The sequence below is a fragment of the Afipia clevelandensis ATCC 49720 genome (assembly GCF_000336555.1).
GTDB lineage: Bacteria > Pseudomonadota > Alphaproteobacteria > Rhizobiales > Xanthobacteraceae > Afipia > Afipia clevelandensis.
This window is the reverse complement of the sequence record NZ_KB375281.1, coordinates 1,787,086-1,806,774: the sequence shown is the minus strand read 5'-3', so window position 1 is coordinate 1,806,774 and position 19,689 is coordinate 1,787,086. Positions and strand designations below refer to the sequence as shown.

General features: G+C 58.1%; 23 protein-coding genes. All 23 read left to right on the top strand.

The genetic code is table 11. The annotated features are described in order from the left end of the window. Window positions 1-34 precede the first annotated feature (34 nt). The 23 genes from HMPREF9696_RS08610 (at window position 35) to HMPREF9696_RS08505 (ending at window position 19,689) form a co-directional block, all read left to right on the top strand. Window positions 35-325 carry a hypothetical protein gene (locus HMPREF9696_RS08610; RefSeq protein WP_210161299.1) on the top strand — a complete coding sequence of 97 codons (291 nt, stop codon included), beginning with the start codon at window positions 35-37 and terminating at the stop codon, window positions 323-325. A gap of 504 nt (window positions 326-829) precedes the next feature. Continuing rightward, complete coding sequence (locus HMPREF9696_RS08600) at window positions 830-1,261, top strand: helix-turn-helix domain-containing protein (RefSeq protein ID WP_002712593.1); 432 nt, start codon at window positions 830-832, stop codon at window positions 1,259-1,261. After that, a complete protein-coding gene (locus HMPREF9696_RS08595) occupies window positions 1,254-1,505 on the top strand; it encodes a DUF2312 domain-containing protein (protein ID WP_002712592.1) in 252 nt (83 codons plus the stop codon). The genes HMPREF9696_RS08600 and HMPREF9696_RS08595 overlap by 8 nt, the downstream gene beginning before the upstream one ends. Then, complete coding sequence (locus HMPREF9696_RS08590; protein ID WP_002712591.1) at window positions 1,505-2,029, top strand: endonuclease domain-containing protein; 525 nt, start codon at window positions 1,505-1,507, stop codon at window positions 2,027-2,029. The genes HMPREF9696_RS08595 and HMPREF9696_RS08590 overlap by 1 nt, the downstream gene beginning before the upstream one ends. A gap of 850 nt (window positions 2,030-2,879) precedes the next feature. Continuing rightward, on the top strand, window positions 2,880-3,029 hold the full coding sequence (locus HMPREF9696_RS21630) for a hypothetical protein (RefSeq protein WP_002712589.1): 150 nt from the start codon (window positions 2,880-2,882) through the stop codon (window positions 3,027-3,029). A gap of 121 nt (window positions 3,030-3,150) precedes the next feature. Continuing rightward, window positions 3,151-3,348 carry a hypothetical protein gene (locus HMPREF9696_RS21625; RefSeq protein WP_002712588.1) on the top strand — a complete coding sequence of 66 codons (198 nt, stop codon included), beginning with the start codon at window positions 3,151-3,153 and terminating at the stop codon, window positions 3,346-3,348. Between the two features lie 81 nt (window positions 3,349-3,429). Continuing rightward, window positions 3,430-3,996, top strand: coding sequence for a hypothetical protein (locus tag HMPREF9696_RS08580; protein ID WP_002712587.1), 567 nt, complete (start codon window positions 3,430-3,432; stop codon window positions 3,994-3,996). Continuing rightward, on the top strand, window positions 3,996-4,172 hold the full coding sequence (locus HMPREF9696_RS21620; RefSeq protein ID WP_002712586.1) for a hypothetical protein: 177 nt from the start codon (window positions 3,996-3,998) through the stop codon (window positions 4,170-4,172). The genes HMPREF9696_RS08580 and HMPREF9696_RS21620 overlap by 1 nt, the downstream gene beginning before the upstream one ends. Before the next feature lie 856 nt (window positions 4,173-5,028). Further along, window positions 5,029-5,376 (top strand): hypothetical protein, encoded by a 348-nt coding sequence (locus tag HMPREF9696_RS08575; RefSeq protein ID WP_002712584.1) that lies wholly within the window; start codon window positions 5,029-5,031, stop codon window positions 5,374-5,376. Window positions 5,377-5,467: 91 nt separating this feature from the next. After that, the gene (gene terL / locus HMPREF9696_RS08570; protein ID WP_245259215.1) at window positions 5,468-6,745 is read left to right on the top strand and encodes a phage terminase large subunit; all 1,278 of its coding nucleotides are present in this window, start codon (window positions 5,468-5,470) and stop codon (window positions 6,743-6,745) included. A 53-nt stretch (window positions 6,746-6,798) separates the two neighbouring features. Beyond that, entirely contained in the window at window positions 6,799-8,769 is a 1,971-nt protein-coding gene (locus tag HMPREF9696_RS08565) for a portal protein (protein WP_040301289.1), read from the top strand. Between the two features lie 104 nt (window positions 8,770-8,873). Beyond that, window positions 8,874-9,734 carry a hypothetical protein gene (locus HMPREF9696_RS08560; RefSeq protein ID WP_002712581.1) on the top strand — a complete coding sequence of 287 codons (861 nt, stop codon included), beginning with the start codon at window positions 8,874-8,876 and terminating at the stop codon, window positions 9,732-9,734. A 56-nt stretch (window positions 9,735-9,790) separates the two neighbouring features. After that, window positions 9,791-10,927 carry a N4-gp56 family major capsid protein gene (locus HMPREF9696_RS08555; RefSeq protein ID WP_002712580.1) on the top strand — a complete coding sequence of 379 codons (1,137 nt, stop codon included), beginning with the start codon at window positions 9,791-9,793 and terminating at the stop codon, window positions 10,925-10,927. A 12-nt stretch (window positions 10,928-10,939) separates the two neighbouring features. Further along, on the top strand, window positions 10,940-11,413 hold the full coding sequence (locus HMPREF9696_RS08550; protein WP_002712579.1) for a hypothetical protein: 474 nt from the start codon (window positions 10,940-10,942) through the stop codon (window positions 11,411-11,413). A 56-nt stretch (window positions 11,414-11,469) separates the two neighbouring features. Beyond that, window positions 11,470-11,805 (top strand): hypothetical protein, encoded by a 336-nt coding sequence (locus tag HMPREF9696_RS08545; RefSeq protein WP_002712578.1) that lies wholly within the window; start codon window positions 11,470-11,472, stop codon window positions 11,803-11,805. After that, a complete protein-coding gene (locus tag HMPREF9696_RS08540) occupies window positions 11,805-13,223 on the top strand; it encodes a packaged DNA stabilization protein (protein ID WP_002712577.1) in 1,419 nt (472 codons plus the stop codon). Before HMPREF9696_RS08545 ends, HMPREF9696_RS08540 begins: the two co-directional genes overlap by 1 nt. After that, window positions 13,223-13,705 carry a hypothetical protein gene (locus HMPREF9696_RS08535; RefSeq protein ID WP_002712576.1) on the top strand — a complete coding sequence of 161 codons (483 nt, stop codon included), beginning with the start codon at window positions 13,223-13,225 and terminating at the stop codon, window positions 13,703-13,705. Before HMPREF9696_RS08540 ends, HMPREF9696_RS08535 begins: the two co-directional genes overlap by 1 nt. Further along, window positions 13,702-14,412, top strand: coding sequence for a LamG domain-containing protein (locus HMPREF9696_RS08530; RefSeq protein ID WP_081602392.1), 711 nt, complete (start codon window positions 13,702-13,704; stop codon window positions 14,410-14,412). The genes HMPREF9696_RS08535 and HMPREF9696_RS08530 overlap by 4 nt, the downstream gene beginning before the upstream one ends. Window positions 14,413-14,421: 9 nt before the next feature. Then, window positions 14,422-15,168, top strand: coding sequence for a hypothetical protein (locus HMPREF9696_RS08525; protein ID WP_002712574.1), 747 nt, complete (start codon window positions 14,422-14,424; stop codon window positions 15,166-15,168). Window positions 15,169-15,179: 11 nt separating this feature from the next. After that, window positions 15,180-16,208, top strand: a complete 1,029-nt coding sequence (locus HMPREF9696_RS08520) for a hypothetical protein (protein WP_002712573.1) — start codon at window positions 15,180-15,182, stop codon at window positions 16,206-16,208. Then, a complete protein-coding gene (locus tag HMPREF9696_RS08515; protein WP_002712572.1) occupies window positions 16,209-18,137 on the top strand; it encodes a hypothetical protein in 1,929 nt (642 codons plus the stop codon). A gap of 71 nt (window positions 18,138-18,208) precedes the next feature. Beyond that, complete coding sequence (locus HMPREF9696_RS21235; protein WP_040301287.1) at window positions 18,209-18,709, top strand: HNH endonuclease; 501 nt, start codon at window positions 18,209-18,211, stop codon at window positions 18,707-18,709. Then, window positions 18,709-19,689, top strand: coding sequence for a hypothetical protein (locus HMPREF9696_RS08505; RefSeq protein WP_002712571.1), 981 nt, complete (start codon window positions 18,709-18,711; stop codon window positions 19,687-19,689). Before HMPREF9696_RS21235 ends, HMPREF9696_RS08505 begins: the two co-directional genes overlap by 1 nt.

Sequence of the window (19,689 nt, the reverse complement as noted above, 5' to 3'; positions counted from 1 at the left end):
CTCCCACATCACTGACGACGAGATCGACAGGGCGTTGGACTATCTCCGCGATAACGCGAGGGATGCTGCACAGGCGCGAGCAGATCGCGTCTACGTGGAAGAATATCGCAAGGTCATCAAGGCGCAGTTGATGAAGGAACACGGCGACAAGTCTGCCGTTCTTCAGGAGCGCGAAGCATATGCCGATCCGCGTTACATCGCGCACCTCGACGCCATTAAGCAGGCGGTGCTTGAGGATGAAGGGCATAGGTTCCTGCGCGCCGCCGCAGACGCGAAGATAGACGCATGGCGCACGCAGTCCTCAAATACGAGGGCGCGTGTATGAGCCGCAGCGTACCAGAATGGATCGGAAAGACGCCAGACAGCAATCCTCCGCCTCGGGTTAGGCTTCGCGTGTTTGATCGGTACGACGGGCGCTGTCAGTGCGGCTGCAATCGAAAGATTCTGGCCGGTGAGCGCTGGGATTTGGAAGACACAATCGCGATTGTTAACGGGGGCGAGCGCCGCGAGAGCAACTTCAAGCCATGGCTAACTGAGCACCACAAAGGAAAGACCGCTAGGGACGTTCGCGAGAAATCCATTGTCCGCCGCAAGCGCATGAAGTCAATCGGTATCGCGCCAAAGAAGGGCAGGCCGATGCCTGGTTCTAAAGCGTCTGGTTTGCGTAAGCGTATGGACGGCACTGTCGAGAGGCGTTGAACAGTGGGGACAGTTTAGCAAAAGGCTTCATTACCGCGCGCCGCATCACCATCTTCGGCACTGAAATACGGGGCAGACTATGCAAGTAACGCCATCGCAGAGGCAATTCGCAGACGCGCATAAGGGCCGCATGGATCGGCTTTGGCCAGCAAAGGTGCCTGTTGCGAAGCAGCGCAGAGAGAAGTTTCGGCGGCAGCCGCCGCGCGCACCGACTGCACAGGAATGGTTTTGTGAGGCATGGTCGCTCTTGGATGGCCCCGACATTCGCCTCTCCATTAAGGATATTCAGAGGGCGGTTTGCGAGCACTTCCACGTTCCGCACATGTACATGGAGAGCAGCCGTCGAAATCACGCGCATTATTTGCCGCGCGCAACGGCAATCTATCTCTGCAAAAATCTCACTGTTCAATCTTGCCCGGCCATCGGGCGGATGTTCGGCAACCGCGATCACACCACGATTCTTAGTTGCGTCAATTCGGTCGAAAAGATGATCGCTCTGCGCCACCCGATTGCACGGGATATTGAACTTATCACTATCAAGCTAGGGGCAAAGCATGAATGAGATCGGACATAACTCCATCGCTAAAGACCAGCTTGCGAGCATCGTTAGTCGCATTAATCGCCTCGAGGACGACAAGAAGGCTATCGGTGATGATATCCGCGACGTGTACGCCGAGGCGCAATCCGCTGGTTTCAACTCGAAGGCGGTGCGCGTGATCGTTCGTAGGCAACGAGCTGATGCCAAAAAGATTGCTGAGCTCGAGGCCGACGTGGACCTTTATATGGCCTCACTGGGAATGCTGTAATGAGCGCCGGGGGGATTGAGAAGCTATGCGAGCAACTGGCAGAGCTGGTGGCCAGCAATACGCTTATGGCGTTCGAGAACTGGCAGGGCGGAATCGCCAGCCCGATTGAGCGGATATTCTGCATAGGGCTTTGGTCGTTTGTGGATTTGCACAGCTGGGAGTACGAGGGGTTCTCCTCGGTTGTTGTGCGCTACGGCGGCCGCGATCTATCAGAGCAGGATATCGCCCAGGTCAACAAGCATGGGGTTATCCTTCTCGAGTATCAAAAGAGCGAACTTTCGTGGAGAGCGGATTTTGTTTTGTCCGTTCCATCGCTTTCTAGCAGGAAGATGATCGTCGAGTGTGACGGCCACCAATTCCATGAAAGAACCAAGGAGCAAGCCGCTCGAGATAGATCGAGGGACCGAGAGACTCAGGCGGCAGGCTACTCTATCCTGCGCTTCACCGGCTCTGAGCTCTATCGTGACCCACTCAAGTGCGTGCGGGAAGTTCTTGACGCGCTTAAGCAAACGTGGGGTGCTTGATGGCCCGCATAAGGACAATAAAGCCCGAATTTCCTCAATCAGAGACAGTAGGTAGACTCTCGAGAGATGCCAGGCTTCTGTTTGTTCAGCTTTGGACCATTGTGGATGACGCCGGGAGGGCTCGCGCAGCCTCGCGAATGCTCGCGAGCCTTCTCTACCCATACGACGACGACGCCAAGAAGCTGGTAGACCGATGGCTTGATGAGCTCGAGCGGGCTGGCGCTATTCGCCGTTATGAGGTTGATGGGTCGCAGTACCTCGAGATCGTTAAGTGGCTCGAGCATCAGAAGATTGACAGGCCGTCGCCATCCCGGTTGCCGCCGTATCGCGAGCCTTCTACGAGTCCTCGCGAGGATTCGCGAGCATCCGATGCTGACCTAGTACCTAGTACCATGGACCTAGTACCTAGTATCAGCGCGGACGCTGACGCGCCGCGAGCTCGATCTATTGAACGTAAAACCAGGAAGGGCGTACAGACCCCACTGCCAGACAACTACCCGATGCCGGATGCTATCCGCGCATATGGCGAAGCGCAGGGGCTTACCGGATCAGAGTCCGCTCGAGAGCATCAGCGGTTCTGTAACCACGCCAAGCAGAATGACCGGCGGTGTGTCGATTGGATCGCCGCTGAACGGAATTGGTTTATTGGGGCGGCTGAGAGGCTTGGCAGGTCGCCACCCGTCTCGAGCTCGCCCGGCGCATCAGATGGTTTGGTCGAGGTGACCGGCGAAGCTGAGCTCGCTGCTTGGGATGAATACGGCAAGAAGAAAACCGGCAAAACATTCCCGCGCAACAGTCGTGGCGGTTGGCGATTCCCATCGAGGTGGCCGCCCGGATACGAGGTGCCAGCATGACCGAGCTTGAACGCCTAGAGAAAACGCTGAAGTCCAACCACATGCAGAAGCAGCATGAGGATTGGGGATATCCAAGGGGATGGAATGCAGCGCTTGAATTTGTCGAGACGGAAATCGGTAAGTTGAAGGCCGGTCCGGCCGGATAAGTGTCCTCATGGCTTTAGTAAGCCTGGGTATTGTAGTGAATGTAATTTTGATTGAGCAGAGAAGACCGCAGAAGGCGGGCACTTCCCGCTAACGATAGAACAGCAACTGAGTGGAGCTAAAATGGCAATCGCATTGGATGAAGCTAAATTGACTGAACTTGAAATTAAGAAGATGCCGGAGGGCGGATATCTGGTTCTTGACCCGATTGGTCGGGATCGCGATGGCTTCAACTACCGCCCGCCATTTCGGTTCGCGGCAACGAGCGTTGATGAGGCACTCAAATACATCAAGGGCCGCCTGGAGCCGAAGAAGGCATAACTCGGTCGCGGAGAGGGGCGTTTCTCTGCGATGGCGGCTTTCTGAATTGAGTCTCTTCTGAAACAACGGGGTAGCATCACAATGGCAAGGCAAGGACGCAACACAGCGGAAGTCATAGATCGCGATGAACTCCGCCGGGAGAAATCCTCAAGCGAGGACTTCCGTGGCGCAACAATCGAGCGCATCCGCAAGACAGACGGCCACTTCGTTGTTGGCGATGACAAGCAGGGCGGCAAAACCTGGACCATGATGGACAGCCCATTGGAGCGCCTACACGCCCAAGGGAAGCTCACCAAGCACGAGTACGACGGCTTGGTGAAGTTCCGTATCCATTGGTATCACGGCGGCCTGCAGCCTTCCCTGAGCAGCGTAGACCCTAACCGGGTGTTTGCTGCGGACCCGTCGAATTTCTCGGGCATGGCGAAGTCAGAGCGGCAGGTATTCCACCGCCAGCAATATCGGGAGGTCTTGGAAATGCTCGGTCACCGGGCGCGGATTGTCCTTGAGAACGTGGTTTGCACCGAGCAGACGGTTTTGACGGCTGGCTATGCGCTGGGCTGGAAGAACCGGCCACAGGCAGAGGCGGCGGCTATTGAGAGCCTGCGGGATTCAGGATGGCGACTGGCGAAACATTGGGGGATGGTGTGATGGGTGCCGCATTGGTCGTTGCTGTTATTCTGAGATTTGCTTGGGTGTTTACGGTACTTATCGGAACGTCCTATGTTGTTTTCTGGCTTGGCTATAGCGGCTGGTGGTTTTTATTGGCCGTCCTGCTTATGGGGACAGGGGGCGGGGATGAAAATAAATCGGGTGCGGCCAAGTAATCGGTGTTGACATCAGTTACAAAGTCTGGCAGACATTCGATAACAGCCAAAGTTGCGCCCCGTCCGAGGCGGGGTTTTTGATTCTGACTGCGGCGACGGTAGAGAGCGGCGCAAATGGCGTTCAATAGGGTTTATCGCCAAGACCCCTCTGGGACTTGAACTACCCCGGACAGTCAGAAGCAGTTCGAGCAGCGGCACTCACTCTTGCCACGTCCCCACGAGCATATCTCCCCCTGTAGCCGAAGGGTGGACGGTTGAGCCTTTCGAGGGGTGCTGCTGCTCGGAGCTAATATTCACTGTTCAGCAAAGATCGCAGAAAGCCAACATCGGCCAGAACATCGGCCAAAGGGACTGAGTGAACCATGCGCAAGAGAGCGTCAAAGCGTCGTTGGCTTGCGAGGTTCAAGAACGGCGCTTCTGTGCCAAAAACCGTACTGGTTGAACATCCATCACTTCTGTATCGGCTTGCCCACATTGGAATGGTTTGGAGCAGCTATGCGGACATGGTCAAGCGCTCCACTCAGTCTCGGGACTAATTGCCCATCTGCACTGCCTGCTTTCTGGGAGCCTTGTCTGAACCATGGGTGAGGTTGTTTACGGAATTGTATTTGGAAAGCCCAAGACTGAAGACCAAAGCAAGCCTTCCAACGTCTCCTACATTCACGACAGCATTCCCTCGTTTCTCACGCCAGCCCCATTCCTAATCCCATTCTGGGACTGGCCTTCTGATACAGAGCCACCTGATGAATCAGCCTAACTCCAAATACACCTACAAGATCGACTGCGTAGCTCATTACGTGTCCTGCAGTCATTGGGGATTGTTTTTGGCGTCAGGCACTTAGGCAATAAAATATCCATGGCGAAAGCTGGCAGGCCAAAGGGCGCAATCAACAAGGATAAGCCGTTCTCTGAAGCGCTCCGCATGGAGCTGAACGCTGCAGGCGAGGATCATAAGGCGCTCCGCAAGATAGCCGCCAAGGTCATCTCCATGGCCGAGAACGGCGACATGCAGGCGATCAACGCTATTGCAGACCGTCTTGACGGCAAACCCGCACAAGAATCGACGGTGACATTTGACGACAAGCGAGAAGCTGCGGACTGGAGCCGAGCAGAGCTGGTCGCCTTCCTCAATGAGCGCCGAAATGGCGGCTCAGGAGCTACTGAGGCGGACGGACGCGGCCCAGAGCCTGATAGCGTTCACTGAGTACACATATCCGCGCTACAGGACGGCTGCGCACCACAGGATCATTGCAGGTCAGCTAGAGCGGGTAGAGCGGGGCGAAATAGACCGTCTCATGCTGCTGGTCCCGCCAAGGCACGGAAAGTCTGAACTGGCCTCAAAGCGCCTTCCGGCGTGGTATCTTGGCCGCCAGCCGCATAAGCAGTTCTTGTCCGTCTCAGCGACTGAGGGCCTTGCAGCGGACTTTGGCCGCGACGTGCGTAACATCATTGGCAGTGCCGAATATCGCGCTGTGTTTGACACGCGGCTTGCTGAGGACAGCCAGGCCAAGGGCAAATGGCACACCTCAGAAGGCGGCATGTTCTACGCCATCGGCGTTGAAGGCAACATTCTTGGTCGCGGCGGCGACGTTCTGCTGATTGACGACCCTTACGCCACGATGAAAGAGGCGCAGTCGGAACTGACGCGCAAGAACGTCTGGGATTGGTATACGGGCACGGCCTATAACCGCCTCATGCCGGGCGCGGCGATTGTGGTCATAAATCACCGCATGCATGAGGACGATCTGTGTGGCCAACTGCTGGCGCAGCAGGCGGCGGGCGGCGATAGATGGGAGGTCGTTGAACTCCCGGCATTGAATGATGCAGGTGAGGCGCTTTGGCCCGAGGCTTATCCGGTGAAGGCGCTTGAGCGCATCAGGCGGAACTCTCAGCCGCGATATTGGTCAGCACTCTATCAGCAGCGCCCAGCGCCGGAAGACGGCGATTACTTCAAGGCCGAATGGCTCAAGCCATACGACAAGACACCGCCGCTCGATACGCTGCGGGTCTACGGCGGCTCCGACTACGCCGTGACTGCTGACGGCGGCGATTACACAGTCCACGCCGTTGTGGGCCTTGATCCCGAGGGGCGGATGTACCTCCTCGATCTATGGCGCAAGCAGGCGTCGTCGGACATGTGGATTGAGTCGTTCTGCGACATGGTTCTGCAGTGGAAGCCGATGGCTTGGGCTGAAGAGCAGGGCCAGATTAAATCAGGCGTCGGGCCGTTTCTTGAGCGCAGGATGCGTGAGCGCCGCGCTTACACGGTTCGGGAGCAATTCCCGACCAGAGGCGACAAGGCCATCAGAGCGCAATCTATTCGCTCCAGCATGGCAATGAACGGGCTGTATGTCCCGGTGAACGCGCCTTGGTACGCGGACTTGCGGAGCGAGCTGTTGAGCTTCCCTGCCGGCAAGCACGACGATCAGGTGGATGCGCTGGGCCTTGTCGGCCAATTGCTCGACAGGATGCAGGCCGGACTTAGACCAAAGAGCCAGGAACAGAAGCCGCGCGACAGATGGGACGCGGTATTTGACGATGACGGAGGCGAATTGAATTGGAAAACGGCGTAGCGGCTGACGCGGCTCCCAAGGACGGGATGCTTGACGTTGGCGATCTCTGCAGAATGTTTGAGGAAAGCGAGGATTCGACCTACGAATCCCGCAAGCTGTCAGAGCGCGACCGTGACTATGTGGACAACAAGCAGCTTACGGCTGAAGAGGAAGCAACGCTAAAGAAGCGCGGCCAGCCGCCGGTCATCGACAACCGCATCAAGACCAAGATCGACTATCTTGTTGGGCTGGAGAAGCAGCAGCGCATTGATCCGAAGGCGATGCCCCGCACGCCAAAGCATGAAGCTGATGCGGACGGCGCGACTGAGGCCCTTCGATATGTGGCCGAGGAACAGGACTACGACGCCAAGCGCTCTGGCGTGTGGCGCAACATGCTGGTCGAGGGCTTTGGCGGCATCGGCGTATCAGTAGCCGAATCCATTGACTACAACGGCCAGCCTGGCATTGAGGTCCGTATTCGCCGGTACTCGTGGGATCGGCTGTTCTATGACCCACATTCGTCCGAGGTGGACTTTTCGGACGCTGGCTATCTCGGGGCGGTCCTGTGGATGGACTACGACGATGCCTTGGCGATGTACAAGGACAACCCGGACGCCGCCAATATCCTTGACGTGACGCTGACGACAGCGCCGAGCGACACCTACGACGACAAGCCGAAACATTCGCTCTGGGCGGACAAGAAGCGCAAGCGTGTCCGCATCTGCCAGATTTGGCTCAAGCGCGACGAGCAGTGGTATTTTGCTGAATACACCAAGGGCGGCATTCTGAAGGCCGGGCCGTCGCCTTACAAGACCGACAAGGGCGAGACTGACTGCGAATTGATCCTGCAGTCGGCTTATTGCGACCGAGATAACAACCGCTACGGCCTCGTGCGCGAGATGATCTCGCTGCAGGACGAAATCAACAAGCGCCGGTCCAAATCGCTGCATCTGCTGTCGTCCAACCAGACGATGTACGAAGATGGCGCAATCGACAATATCGAGGTGTTCCGGCGCGAGAAGGCCAAGGCCGACGGCACGATGAAGGTTGCGCCGGGCGCGCTGCGCGATCAGCGCGTTCAGACCATCAGCGGCGTCGAGGTTGCTACGGCTCAGTTCCAGCTTCTGCAGGAATCGAAGAACGCCATTGACCTGAAGGGTCCGAACGCCACGGAAATGGGCGACAAGACGCAAGGGTCAAATGCTGCATCTGGCCGCGCTATCGTTGCCAGTCAGCAGGGCGGCATGATCCAGATTGGCGATCTGATGGACAGCCTGCGCCATTTGGACAAGCGCGTATTCCGCGCGATGTGGAATCGCATCCGTCAGTTCTGGACGGCTGAGAAGTGGATTCGCGTCACCGACGACGAACAGAACGTCAAATGGGTTGGCGTCAACGTCGATCCGCAGCAAATCGAGATGCTAGCAGCGCAAGACCCGCAGTCTGCCGAGAAGATCAAGGGCATTGTCAGCAATGTGGCCGAGCTGGATTGCGACATCATCATTGATGAAGCGCCGGACAGCCTGTCACCGCAGTTGGAACAGTTCCAGGCGCTTGTCGAACTGAAGAAGTTCGATACCGATGGAGAAATTCCGTTCAAGTCGATTGTGCGGGCCGCCCCGAACCTGAAGGGCAAGCAGGCGATCCTGAACGAGATGGAAGAGCGCGGCCAGCAGAAGGCAGAGGCCAGCAAGCCTGCGCAGGAACTCCAGATGCGCGGTGCGGTCGCTGAAGTCAGCAAGACCGAGGCGCAGGCGCAGGAAATCCAGTCGAAGATACCGCTCAACCTTGCCAAGGCGCACGAGGCTGGAATGCCGGATCAGGCGCAACAGCCACAGCAGGGCGATTATGAGCCGCCGCCTGAACTGCAGAATGCCAAGATCGTGGCAGAGATCGAGAAGCTATTGTCTGAGGCGCGCAAGAGCGACGCCACGACCGAAAAGACGCACATGGAAACCTCCCTCGCGCCGTATCAGGCAGCGCATCAGGTTTCCATGGACCGTGACAATCTGAAGCTGGCCGCGCGCAAGCCGCAGGCTGCTTAACCAATACCGTCGCCGGGTTACGGGCGTTTGAGAGCGTGTCTCACACAACACGCGGTGCCGCCGATCATCGGGCGTATGTGACTACTCACAAAAACTAGGATGCCATGACTGAATCTCTGGACAATATCCTGTCCGGGAGCGGCGGAGCCGTGCCCGAGCAGAACACCCAAGTTGAGGAACAGGTAACGCAGGTTGCTGAAGGCGAAGGCCAGCAGGAACAGGCTGAAGCATCAGAGCAGGGCGAGCAACAGCAGGGCGGTCAGAAGACCGTACCCCACGAAGCTCTCCACGCCGAGAAGCAGAAGGTCAAGCGTTATACCGAGGAAGTATCGAGCCTCCGCCAAGAGATTGCGGATCGCGATGCAGCCTGGGAACGACGGATTGCGCAGATCATTGATGCGCAAAAGCCGAAGCCGGAACCTCAGCAGCCGCCCGATCAGTTCGAGGATTTTACTGGTGCAGCCAGGCACGCTTTGATGCCCGACTTGCAGCAGTACGATAGTCGAATAGAGGCGCAGAACGCGCGTTGGCAAAAGCGATCACTTCGCGAGGCCGAACGGGATCACGGCAAGGATATTGTGAAGGCGGCTTATAGCGCTGCCAATCAGTGGATCAGTAGTGGCGCGCCGGAGGCGGCGGCTTTCAAGAAATCCCTTATCGAGGAGTCCGATCATCCATTCGAGGATATGGTCGCTTGGTTTAAGGGGCATCAGCGCAGTGCGCTTGTGCAGGATGAACGTGTTTCGTCGCTTTTAGATAAGCTCAACGAAAACCCGGACATAGTAGATAAGCTACAGCTATTTCTCGAAAACCCTAGCCAGCTTCAGCAGGGCGAAGGCCAGCAGACGCAGCAGCGTCAGGCCACCATGCCCTCCAACTTCGCAACGGCCCGCAACGTGGCCAATCGCAGTACCGGCCCCGCATGGGCTGGTCCCGCACCACTTCAGGACATCTTCAAACGCTAACCACGCCGTTACGACGGCGCGCGATTTGGTGTCCGCATCCGAAAGGATAGCCATCCATGGCTGACACTCGTGTAGCCTCCGGCCTCACTGTCGAACAGTGGGACGACAAGTTCTTCACTGAATACCTGACCGAAACCCGCTATTCCGGCGAAATGGGTACGGACGAAAGTTCGATCATCCAGGTCAAGGAAAATCTGACCAAGAAAAAGGGCGACCGCGTTAACTTCGCGCTCGTGAACAAGCTGACCCAGGACGCTGTCACCGGCAGCAATGTCATGGAAGGCAACGAAGAAGACATGGCTTCGCGTTCGTGCGAGGTCCGTGTTGACAAGCGCCGTAACGCTGTGCGCGTGGCTGAGATCGACGAGCAGTACTCCGCCATTGGCCTTCGTGATGCTGGCCGCGCAGTCCTCAAGGACTGGTCGCTCAAGGATACCGAAACGCTCGTCACAAAGTCGCTCGGCACCATGACCGATGGCACTTCCGTCATCAACATGAATGCGACCGACGTGGCTGCGTCCGGCAACCAGACCGCGCTTGATGCGTGGCTGGTGAACAACGCTGACCGCGTTTACTTCGCCAACAACGCCTATACGGCCAAGACCGACTTGTCGGCTGGTCTGGCGACGCTGACGAACGCGACCGCTGCCGAGAACTTCTCGTCGGTCAACGCCAAGGCCATGAAGTTCATGGCAACTGTGACTGCGAACCCGAAGATTCGTCCCATCCGGGTCGATGCCTCGAAGGGCCGCCGTTACTACGTCGCGTACTGCCACCCGCTCGCCTTCCGCGATCTGCAGGCAGATACGACCATCACGCAGGCGCAGCGTGAAGTGAAGCTGGAGATGGAAAACAACCGTCTCTTCCAGGGCGGCGATCTGCTCTGGAACGGCATCATCTTCAAGGAAGTGCCGGACATGTACGACATCAACACCCTGACCAATCTGGGCGACTCCAGCACTTCGACAGTTGTGCCGGTGTTCCTGTGCGGTGCGCAGGCTGTTGGCGCGGCGTATGCAAAGCGCTGGACCTCGAAGGAGCAGACCTTCGACTACGGCGACAAGCGCGGCGTGGCTATCGAGGCCATTTACGGCATCGAAAAGCTGACGTTCGGCACCGGCGGAACTGACCGCACGACTCCGAAGGACTTTGGTGTTGTGACTGGTTTCTTCTCCGTCTCGGCAACCTCGTAAGGAGTCTGACACATGGCTATTGGAACTGTTGCTTCCGCTCAGGTTGCCTCTGGCAAGCCTGTCGCGGGCCATGGCTTTGCGGGCAACCTCAAGGTCGCCTACGGCACGTATAACATCGGCTCTGCCGTTGCGCAGAACGACGTTATCCAGATGTGCCGCACCCCGAAGGGCGCGGTTATTCTGGACGTGGCAATCTTTGGTCAGGACATTGATACGGGCACTGAAGCGCTCGACTTCGATGCTGGCTATGCCGCGAATGGCGTGGACGCTGCCGACACCGATGCGTGGGGCGTTTTCGTCAACGTGACCGGCGACGGCATTGGCAACGACACGGCGACTGTCCGCCTGTTCGGTGCCGGTGTGCTGGCCTCTGGCGGCCCGAAGACCCTGAGCGCGGAAACCGTGCATCAGATCATCTTCAACGCTGCAGCCAACGCAGGCGGCACTGGCCGTCTGAATATGCTGGTCTACTACATCGTCCCGTAAGGGATTGCATCGCGGGGGCTTCGGCCCCCGCTTTCTTTTTGTCCTAGCGAGGCCTCATGACCAAGACAGCCGACGATCTCGTGTATGAGGTGGCCGCCATTCTTGGCAAGGCCGTGGCCGGTGAATCGCTCGGTCAGCCTGAATATGAGACGATTGACGGCAACATTGACCCTGTGTTGGCGGAGATCGAGGGCATTGTTTACATCGGTGACCGCGACGAAATCGAAGACAAGTACTTTCAGACTATCGCGCGGCTAGTTGCGATTCATTCTGCAGCGAAGTTCAGCAATGCGCCGGTTGATCTGGCGCAGGTTCGTCAGCACGAGAATAGGTTGCGCGAGCTGGCGGCAATCCAGCCAAGCTATCAGCCGGTTAAGGCGGTCTATTACTAATGACCGCAATTCCGTTTCCGGTCCTGTCAGCACCGGGGCGAAAGCCTCAGTCGGCAGGCGGCAGGCTCATTAATTGTTTCCCTGAGAAACTGAGCGGGACTGCGGGCGAGCAATACATCTATTGGCGCACGCCGGGGCTGAAAGCATTCGGCACGAGCGGAGGCGCAACCTTTCGCGGTGCGCTGCAAGTCGGCAGCACGGTTTATGCCGTCATTGACGACACAGCCTATTCGTTCTCGTCATCGGGCGGGGCGGGAACACCGCTTTCCGGGACTGTGCCTGGTACCGCGCCAGTCATCATGGCACGCAACAACGCGGCAACGCCGAACATCGCTATTGTCTCTCCGGGTGACGGAGTTGTGCAGATCGCGAGCGGGTCGGTTTCTTCATGGCCTGACGCCGATGTTGGGCAGCCCAATTCGGTTTGCTTCCTCAAGGGCTTTTTTGTCTTCACGTATGGCGACGGGAAAACCAGAACGTCCGGCGTTAATTCTACCAGCATCAACACGCTGGATGTGGCGACGGCTGAGAGCAAGCCCGACACGCTGTATCGGCCCATGCCTCTCGGCAACGGTCAATTGCTGCTTGTCGGATCGGCATCAACGGAAGTGTGGGGCGGGCAGGTCAACGATACGGGCTACCCGTTCAGCTACATTGCCACCATCCCGCGCGGGGTTGTCGGCCCTTACGCGATCACTGGCGATCAGGATGGCTGGGGCAAGGGTATCTATGCAGTTGGCGATGATCTGAAGGTATCGCGGCTCGATGGCTATCAGTTCACGCCGATCTCGCCTGTTGAGCTTGATACGCTTATCGAGGCGGAAGAGGACCGCACTCAGATTAGCATTTCGGTCTATGTGGCGCAGGGCCGGGGCTACGTCGTAGTTCAGTCGCCTACATGGTGCTGGGAGTTCGATACGGTTCTGCAAAGCTGGCACGAGCGCCAGAGCCATCTGTTGAGCTATTGGCGCTGCATGGGACCGGTCAATGCCTTTGGCAAGTGGCTGTGCGGCGACCGCTCGTCCGGCAATCTACTTGAGATTAGCTCAACCACGCATGATGAGACAGGCGATCCGCTGCGCATGAGGATCGAGACTGGTCCTCTCGGAGGCTTCCCGAAAGTTCTGCGCATTAACGGGATCGAGCTTTATCTGACCAAGGGCGTCGGCATCGCGACCGGCACTGACCCGGTGCAGACCGATCCAGACGTTGAGATTTCCATCTCGCGCGATGGCGGTACGACATGGAGCGCTGGCCGCCTCGTAAAGGCAGGCCGCCAGTCCGTCAGCAGCATTCGCGCTCGTTCGGCCATATGGGGACAGGCTGATGTTCAGGGAGTGCGCTGGCGCTTCGATGAGTCAAGCAGCGTGCCTTATGGGCTGATGGGCGCTGACATGCAAGCAGACACGCTGCGCTGATGGCCGTTCGTCAGATTACAATTCCAGGCCAGAATGTGCCGCTGCAGATTGGCAACTCGGTCAATCCTGACTGGTACGAAAAGCTCAAGTTTCTTGAGTTGCTAAACCCGCTCTCGGATCAGGACTTCTCGGCCATCGAAGCCGAGATCGCGCTGAAGTCCGACACCCTGCGCAAGTTCAACACGCAGACAGGAACGAGCTACAGCCTGCAGACGAGCGATAGCGGAAAGGTCATCCTTTTCACGAACTCGTCTGCAGTGACCTTCACGATTCCTGCGCTCGGCATTGCGCCGACAGCGGGGGGTCTCGTTCAGATTGATATTCTCCAGTTTGGCGCTGGCAAAGTGACGCTTACGCCAGACATGGGAGTCTCGATTGCCTCGAAGGCTTCTTACAAATCGACGGGCGGACAATACAGCACATCAACGCTGCTCAATGTCGGGACTGACGCATACGTTTACTTTGGCGACATCGCCGCATGAGCCGGTTTATGTTCGGCGGTTTCCCGCAGGGTGTTCCCGGCAACGACGCATTCACGAAGATTCTGCTGCATATGGACGGCAGCAACGGCGGCACAACGTTTACCGATGTCAACGCGGGCGGCTCGTCCAATACGTGGACGCCATCCAGTGCGACGACAAGCACATCAGCGGCGAAGTTCGGGCCGTCAGCCATGCTCGGTGCAACTGGGTATATCTCGACGCCGACGCACTCTGATTTTGACATTCTGACAAGCGACGCCTGCGTTGACTTCTGGCTTAACAACAACGGGATCGGTTCGCCGGGTTACGGGCTATGCGGACAGGTTAACAGCGCCGCCGCCATTGCCACTATGTCTTTCATCATGTCGCGGCAGACGACGACCGGCGTCATTCTTGCGACGGTAACGAGCGTCGGCGCTGCGGCCCAAATCTTCTTCACGGGCACAACGTCGCTCGCCAGTACATCGAACTGGAATCACATCGCACTCACTAAGTCTGGCACGTCATTCCGCCTGTTCGTCAATGGCGTGCAGGAAGACAGCACAAAGACATTGGCCTCCGTGGCCTCTAGTGCGCAGCCGTTCACCATCGGCAGGTCAGGCGATTCTGGCTCTGGTTTCTCGGCGCTGATTGACGAGTTCCGTCTGTCGGTCGGCACTCCGCGATGGACATCTAATTTCACGCCTCCTGTAGCGGCGTATTCCTAAGGACACATCATGGCAGGATTTTTCGACACCCTCTTCGGAGGCGGCGCGGAGCGTGAGGCTGCGGACAAGAACCGCGCTCTTTACGCAGACTATCTCGCCAAGGGCACAACTGCGCTCGATAGCGGGTTGAACAATTCGCTCGGCGCGCTCGGCAAAGCAGGCGACATTTACGGCAACCTGCAGGGCAAGTACGGCGCTGGCACGTCGCTCTATCTGGACGCTCTCGGTGTCAATGGTGCTGACAAAGCCGCAGCCGCGCAATCATCCTTCACGACCAATCCAGGTAACGACGCAGCGATCAAGGCGGGTCTGGATACGCTCAATCGTCGGCGCGCATCGGCTGGAATGCTCGACAGCGGCAATGCCGATCTTGACGCGCTGACATACGGGCAGAACCTGCAGAACCAGCAATACAACGGCTGGCTAGATCGTCTAGGCGGACTTGTCAGTCCTGAGGTCGCGGCTGCTGGCGGCGCTGCGGGCAATCAGACCAACATTGCGAATCTCTATCAGGGAGACGCGACAAACCGCATCGGCCTGCAAGGCAACTACACGTCCGGCAACGTCGGCGCGAACAACATGCAGGCTGCAGGAGAGGCTGCGGGAGCTAAGAACCTTTTGGGCGGCGCGCTGTCTCTGGCGACGCTTGGGACCAGCCTGGCCGGCGGAGGCGGCGGCCTTGGTAGCCTGTTCAGTGGCGGCGGGAAGCAATCAACGATGAACTACGGCGGCCAGTCGTGGCCCATGTTTACGTGAGGCGATCATAGATGGCGATTGCACCGCTCCAGATACCCGGTTACGCGACACCTCAGTCTCTGGACTTCTCGTCGCTGGCTAATCTTGGTCAGGTCTACAAGAAAGCCGAGGCAGATCGCGGGCTGCGAGATGCATTCGCAAACGGCGTGCCTACGGACGCTCAGGGCCTTGCGCAGCTTGGCGCTCAGGTTGGTGCCTATAATCCGCAGCTTGGCCTATCGCTTGCGCAACTCGGAATGACCGCCGGTCAACGCCAGCAGGAGCAGGAGCGGCAGGCGCGTCTTGACCAGCGCCAAACCTCACGTGATGCAGTAGATGATCGTTTCCGCGAAGAGTCACTTCGTCTGCAGAAGGCCGCAGCGGCACGCGCGAACGAAGACAAGCCGCTGATTAAGGAAGTCACCGACCCAAATACTGGCGCGACCAGCTTTGTGCGTATTAATCCGCGCACCGGAGAGCTTTCGCCGCTCGGCAGTCCTATGCCTGCATCGCAGCCCAACAACCCCTTCGGCGGGGGCAAGTTCAACGAAGGACAGGGCAAAGCCGCTGGCTTCACCGACAGAATGCTGCAGTCAGAAGGTATCTTGAGCGGAGTTGGCGATAAGCCCGGCGTTCAGGATCAGGGTAGCGGCCTTGCCGGCGCATGGGGCGGGGCGATGGAAGCCGCCGGGAATGCGCCCTATGTCGGCGGAGTTGTTGGCGCACTAACCAACAATCTTAAGGGGGCAGATCGTCAGAAATACGAGCAGGCGAAGCGTGACTTTATCAATGCACAGCTTCGGCGCGAATCTGGCGCGGCGATCTCGCCGTCCGAATTTGATAGCGCCAATAAGCAATACTTTCCGTCTGTCGGCGACTCGGCAGAGGTTATCGCGCAAAAGGCGGCTAACCGGCGCGCCGCCGTGGAGGCAATGGGCCGCGAGGGCGGGCCTTCGTATAAGCCTAAGTACACCTTCGATGAATCGGGCCGCGTCGTTCCATACGGAAAGAAGCCGTCTGGCAATGTCACATCATCCGGCGTGAAGTGGAGCATCGAATAGATGCCGACGCTTAACATCAACGGCAAGCGCGTTACGGTAGACGACGGCTTCTTGAAGCTGTCGCCTGAACAGCAAAGCGCTACTGTGGATGAGATCGCATCGTCGTTCAAGGATGCTGCGCCGCAGGCTGGCGACACCGGAGCGCTCGCCACGCCGCCGCGTGAGCAGACGACAAGTGCGGCGGAACGGTTGACGCTCGACTTTATGAATCAGGGTTCTGCGGCTGGTCAGCGCACTACGCCGAACATTGACGCACAGATGAAGAATTTCATCTCGGATGAAGTTCATCAGAACGACGCTGGCGAAGTCCTCTATCGCGATCCAAAGTCAGGGAAACTTGTCCCGACCGATCAGAGCAAGCAGGTGGCGCTGCGCGACCCGGCTGACAACAAGATCAAAATCTTTGCCAGGAATTCTGACACGAACGAAGGCGTTTTTTCGTCGGCTGGTCGGCTGCTCGGAACAGGGCTTGCCGTTGGCGCTCCAACGTCACGCGCCGCTCAGATCGCTGCGCCCGTTGCGGAGGCCGCACAGGAGCTCCGTCCGGGCCAGCAGGTTATCGCTGCGGCGGATCGGCTTTCCGCGACCGGTTCTCCCGTTCAAGTGCCGCGCGCCGTGGCTACGGACAATATGTCTGTTCAGCAGGCGGGAGCGGCAACATCGAACGTGCCAGTCGCTGGGACGCCGCTGGTTAAGGCTGCGGAGCGCACCATAGCCCAGCTTGGGACCAAGGCCGATGAAGTGTCTCAGGGTTTCGGCTCTGGCAAATCCGTTGCAGAGGCTGGGGACACAGCAAGAACTGCGGTCAAGGATTGGATTACGGGGGGAAGCGCCGCAACAGCGAGCAAGCTGTATAAGCGCGTCGATGACCTCGTTGATCCGAACGTAAAAACCCCTCTCACGGCGACGCGGGACACCATTGCCGATATCGCGGCCAAGCGATCTGCGGCGGGACTGCCGTCTGGGAAGGCGACGGACTCAGTTCTTGAGGCCGTACAGCGTAACGACGGCCTGACATACGAAGGCGTCAAAACGCTGCGAACTACCATTGGCGAGGATATGTCTCGCGGCATCTTGCCGGAAGGCGTCTCCGCCGGCGAACTCAAAAGCATCTATGGCGCTTTAACGAAAGACTTGGAAGCGGCAACGCAGGCCGCTGGTGGCGAGAAGGCGAGCGCCGCTCTTGCGCGTGCAAATAACTATTATCGGCTTGCGTCCGAGCGGCGGGAGTCATTGGCAAAGATCGTCGGCGCTGATGGCAACGCTCCTGCGGAGGCCGTTCTAAGCCGCATCGAGGCCATGGCAGGTAGCACGTCTCGCGCTGACATTTCAAAGCTGGCACAGGCGCGTAAGGCCATAGGAGCCGACGACTGGAACGAGTTGGCGTCAACGATTGTGTCCCGCCTCGGGCGCGATGTTGAGGGCGAGTTCAGTCCGCAGCGGTTCATCGCGGCGTATGGCAAGATATCCGACGCTGGCAAGAACGTACTTTTCCGCTCTGGCGGCAAGAGCGATCTTGCAAATCATCTTGATGACATTGCGCGCGTATCGAGCAGGTTCAAAGAGCTACAGAAGTTTGCGAACCCGTCCGGTACGGCAAGGGCCGGATTCGGAGGCTTGATTGGCGCAGGAGCATTTGCGGAACCGATTACGACGCTGACAACCGTTCTAGGAGGTCGTGTTCTTGCAACCGCACTGGCCAAGCCAGCTACTGCTGCGTCTATCGCTAAGTGGGCAAGCGCAAACGAAGGCCTTGTTCGCGCGCCAAGTCCCGCTCGGCTGGCAGCGCTCAACATCGCGTCAAAAAATCTCATCAGCACGCTTGGCGTCAAGAATCTCACGACTGCCGACTTCCTCCGGGCGCTTCAATCTCCAGGCGTAGGCCGCGCCAACGATCAGCCAGACGTTCCACGGCCACCACGCCAGTAGGACTATCGCAACACAATAAATCAGAAACAGCCGTCCTTTGGGGCGGCTTTTGTCGTTTTGAAAGGGCCTAGATGGCTGAGAACGCAATCTCTCACTCAGAGCTTTTGAAGTTACTGCATTATAGCCCAGAAACCGGGGTTTTCACATGGAAAATCCACGTCAACTCGCGCGCAAGGCCTGGTTGGGTTGCTGGGTCGCTAGTGGGCGAAGGGTACTGGCGCATCAAGGTAGGCAATCGCTCAACCTTGGCTCACCGTCTCGCATGGTTCTACGTTAACGGAACTTGGCCAGATCGCGCCATAGATCACATCGATGCAAACAAACTCAATAATCAGATTTCCAATCTGCGTTTGGCCAGCGTCAAGCAGAATTCTGCGAACCGAAAGATTGGAAAAAACAACACATCTGGCTTCAAGGGGATTCAGGCTCGCCCTAACGGGCGCTGGCGGGCTTCTTACGAGTCCGATGGGAAGTGGTATTCGCTCGGATCATATGGATCGCGTGAGGAAGCATCTGACGCCTACATGGCGTCGCTCAAAGAACGTCACGGTGAATTTGCGAGGGCTGCGTAATGGCTGGCTCGATCAGTTTGGCTGGTGTGCAGCAGTTCGATGTACTTGGCCGCCTCTTGGGAGGCGCGAAAGTATACTGGATTCAGGCCGGAACCACCAGTACCCCTCAAAATGCCTATTATGACGCGGGGTTAGTCACCCCACTGGCAAATCCCCTCACGCTGGGAGCGGATGCGCGCATACCGTTTCACTATCTCGCGGATGGCCAGATCAAAGTCCGCATTGTCGATAGCGATGGCGTAACCCGCTTTGAGCAGGACAACATCCTGGTTATCGGCCCTAGCTCCGGTGAGGGCGGCGGTGGCGGCGTCGATCCGACGACTGTATTCCAGACCGGCGATGTTCTCTGGATGCCAATTCAGGGCACCCGTACCGGCTGGGTGCGCGCCAATGGTAGAACCATGGGAAGCGCGTCATCTGGCGCGACTGAACGGGCTAACGCGGATACGGCGACGCTTTACGCCTATCTCTGGAACAACTTCAGCAACACGATTTGCCCTGTCTCCACGGGGCGCGGCGCAAATGCTTCGGCTGACTTCGCTGCGAACAAGACGATTACGCTTCTCGACTGGCGCGGCTATGTGCCGGGCGGCCTCGATGACATGGGCAACAGCGCAGCCTCGCGCTGGGCCAACGTGCCCGTTGTTTCAGGGGACACGGTAACTGCTGGGGCGGTGCTAGGTGAGGCCACGCACCAAATTATCAAAGCAGAACTTCCGGCTGATGCGCCGACCGGAACGGTGGCGATGGGCGGGTCGATACCGATCACGATTAGCGGTGGCACGCCCGTATTTGGTGGTACCGCTTCGGTGTCAGTCGGTAGCGGCTCTGGCACCGGCCTGCAAAACAATCTGCAGATTACCGCAACAGCCAGCATCGCGTCCTTGACGGCGACGTTTACTGGTGGAGCGCTTGGCTCCGGCACAGCTCACAACAACGTTCAAAAGACCGTGCTTGGCACGTTCTTCCTGAAGCTGTGA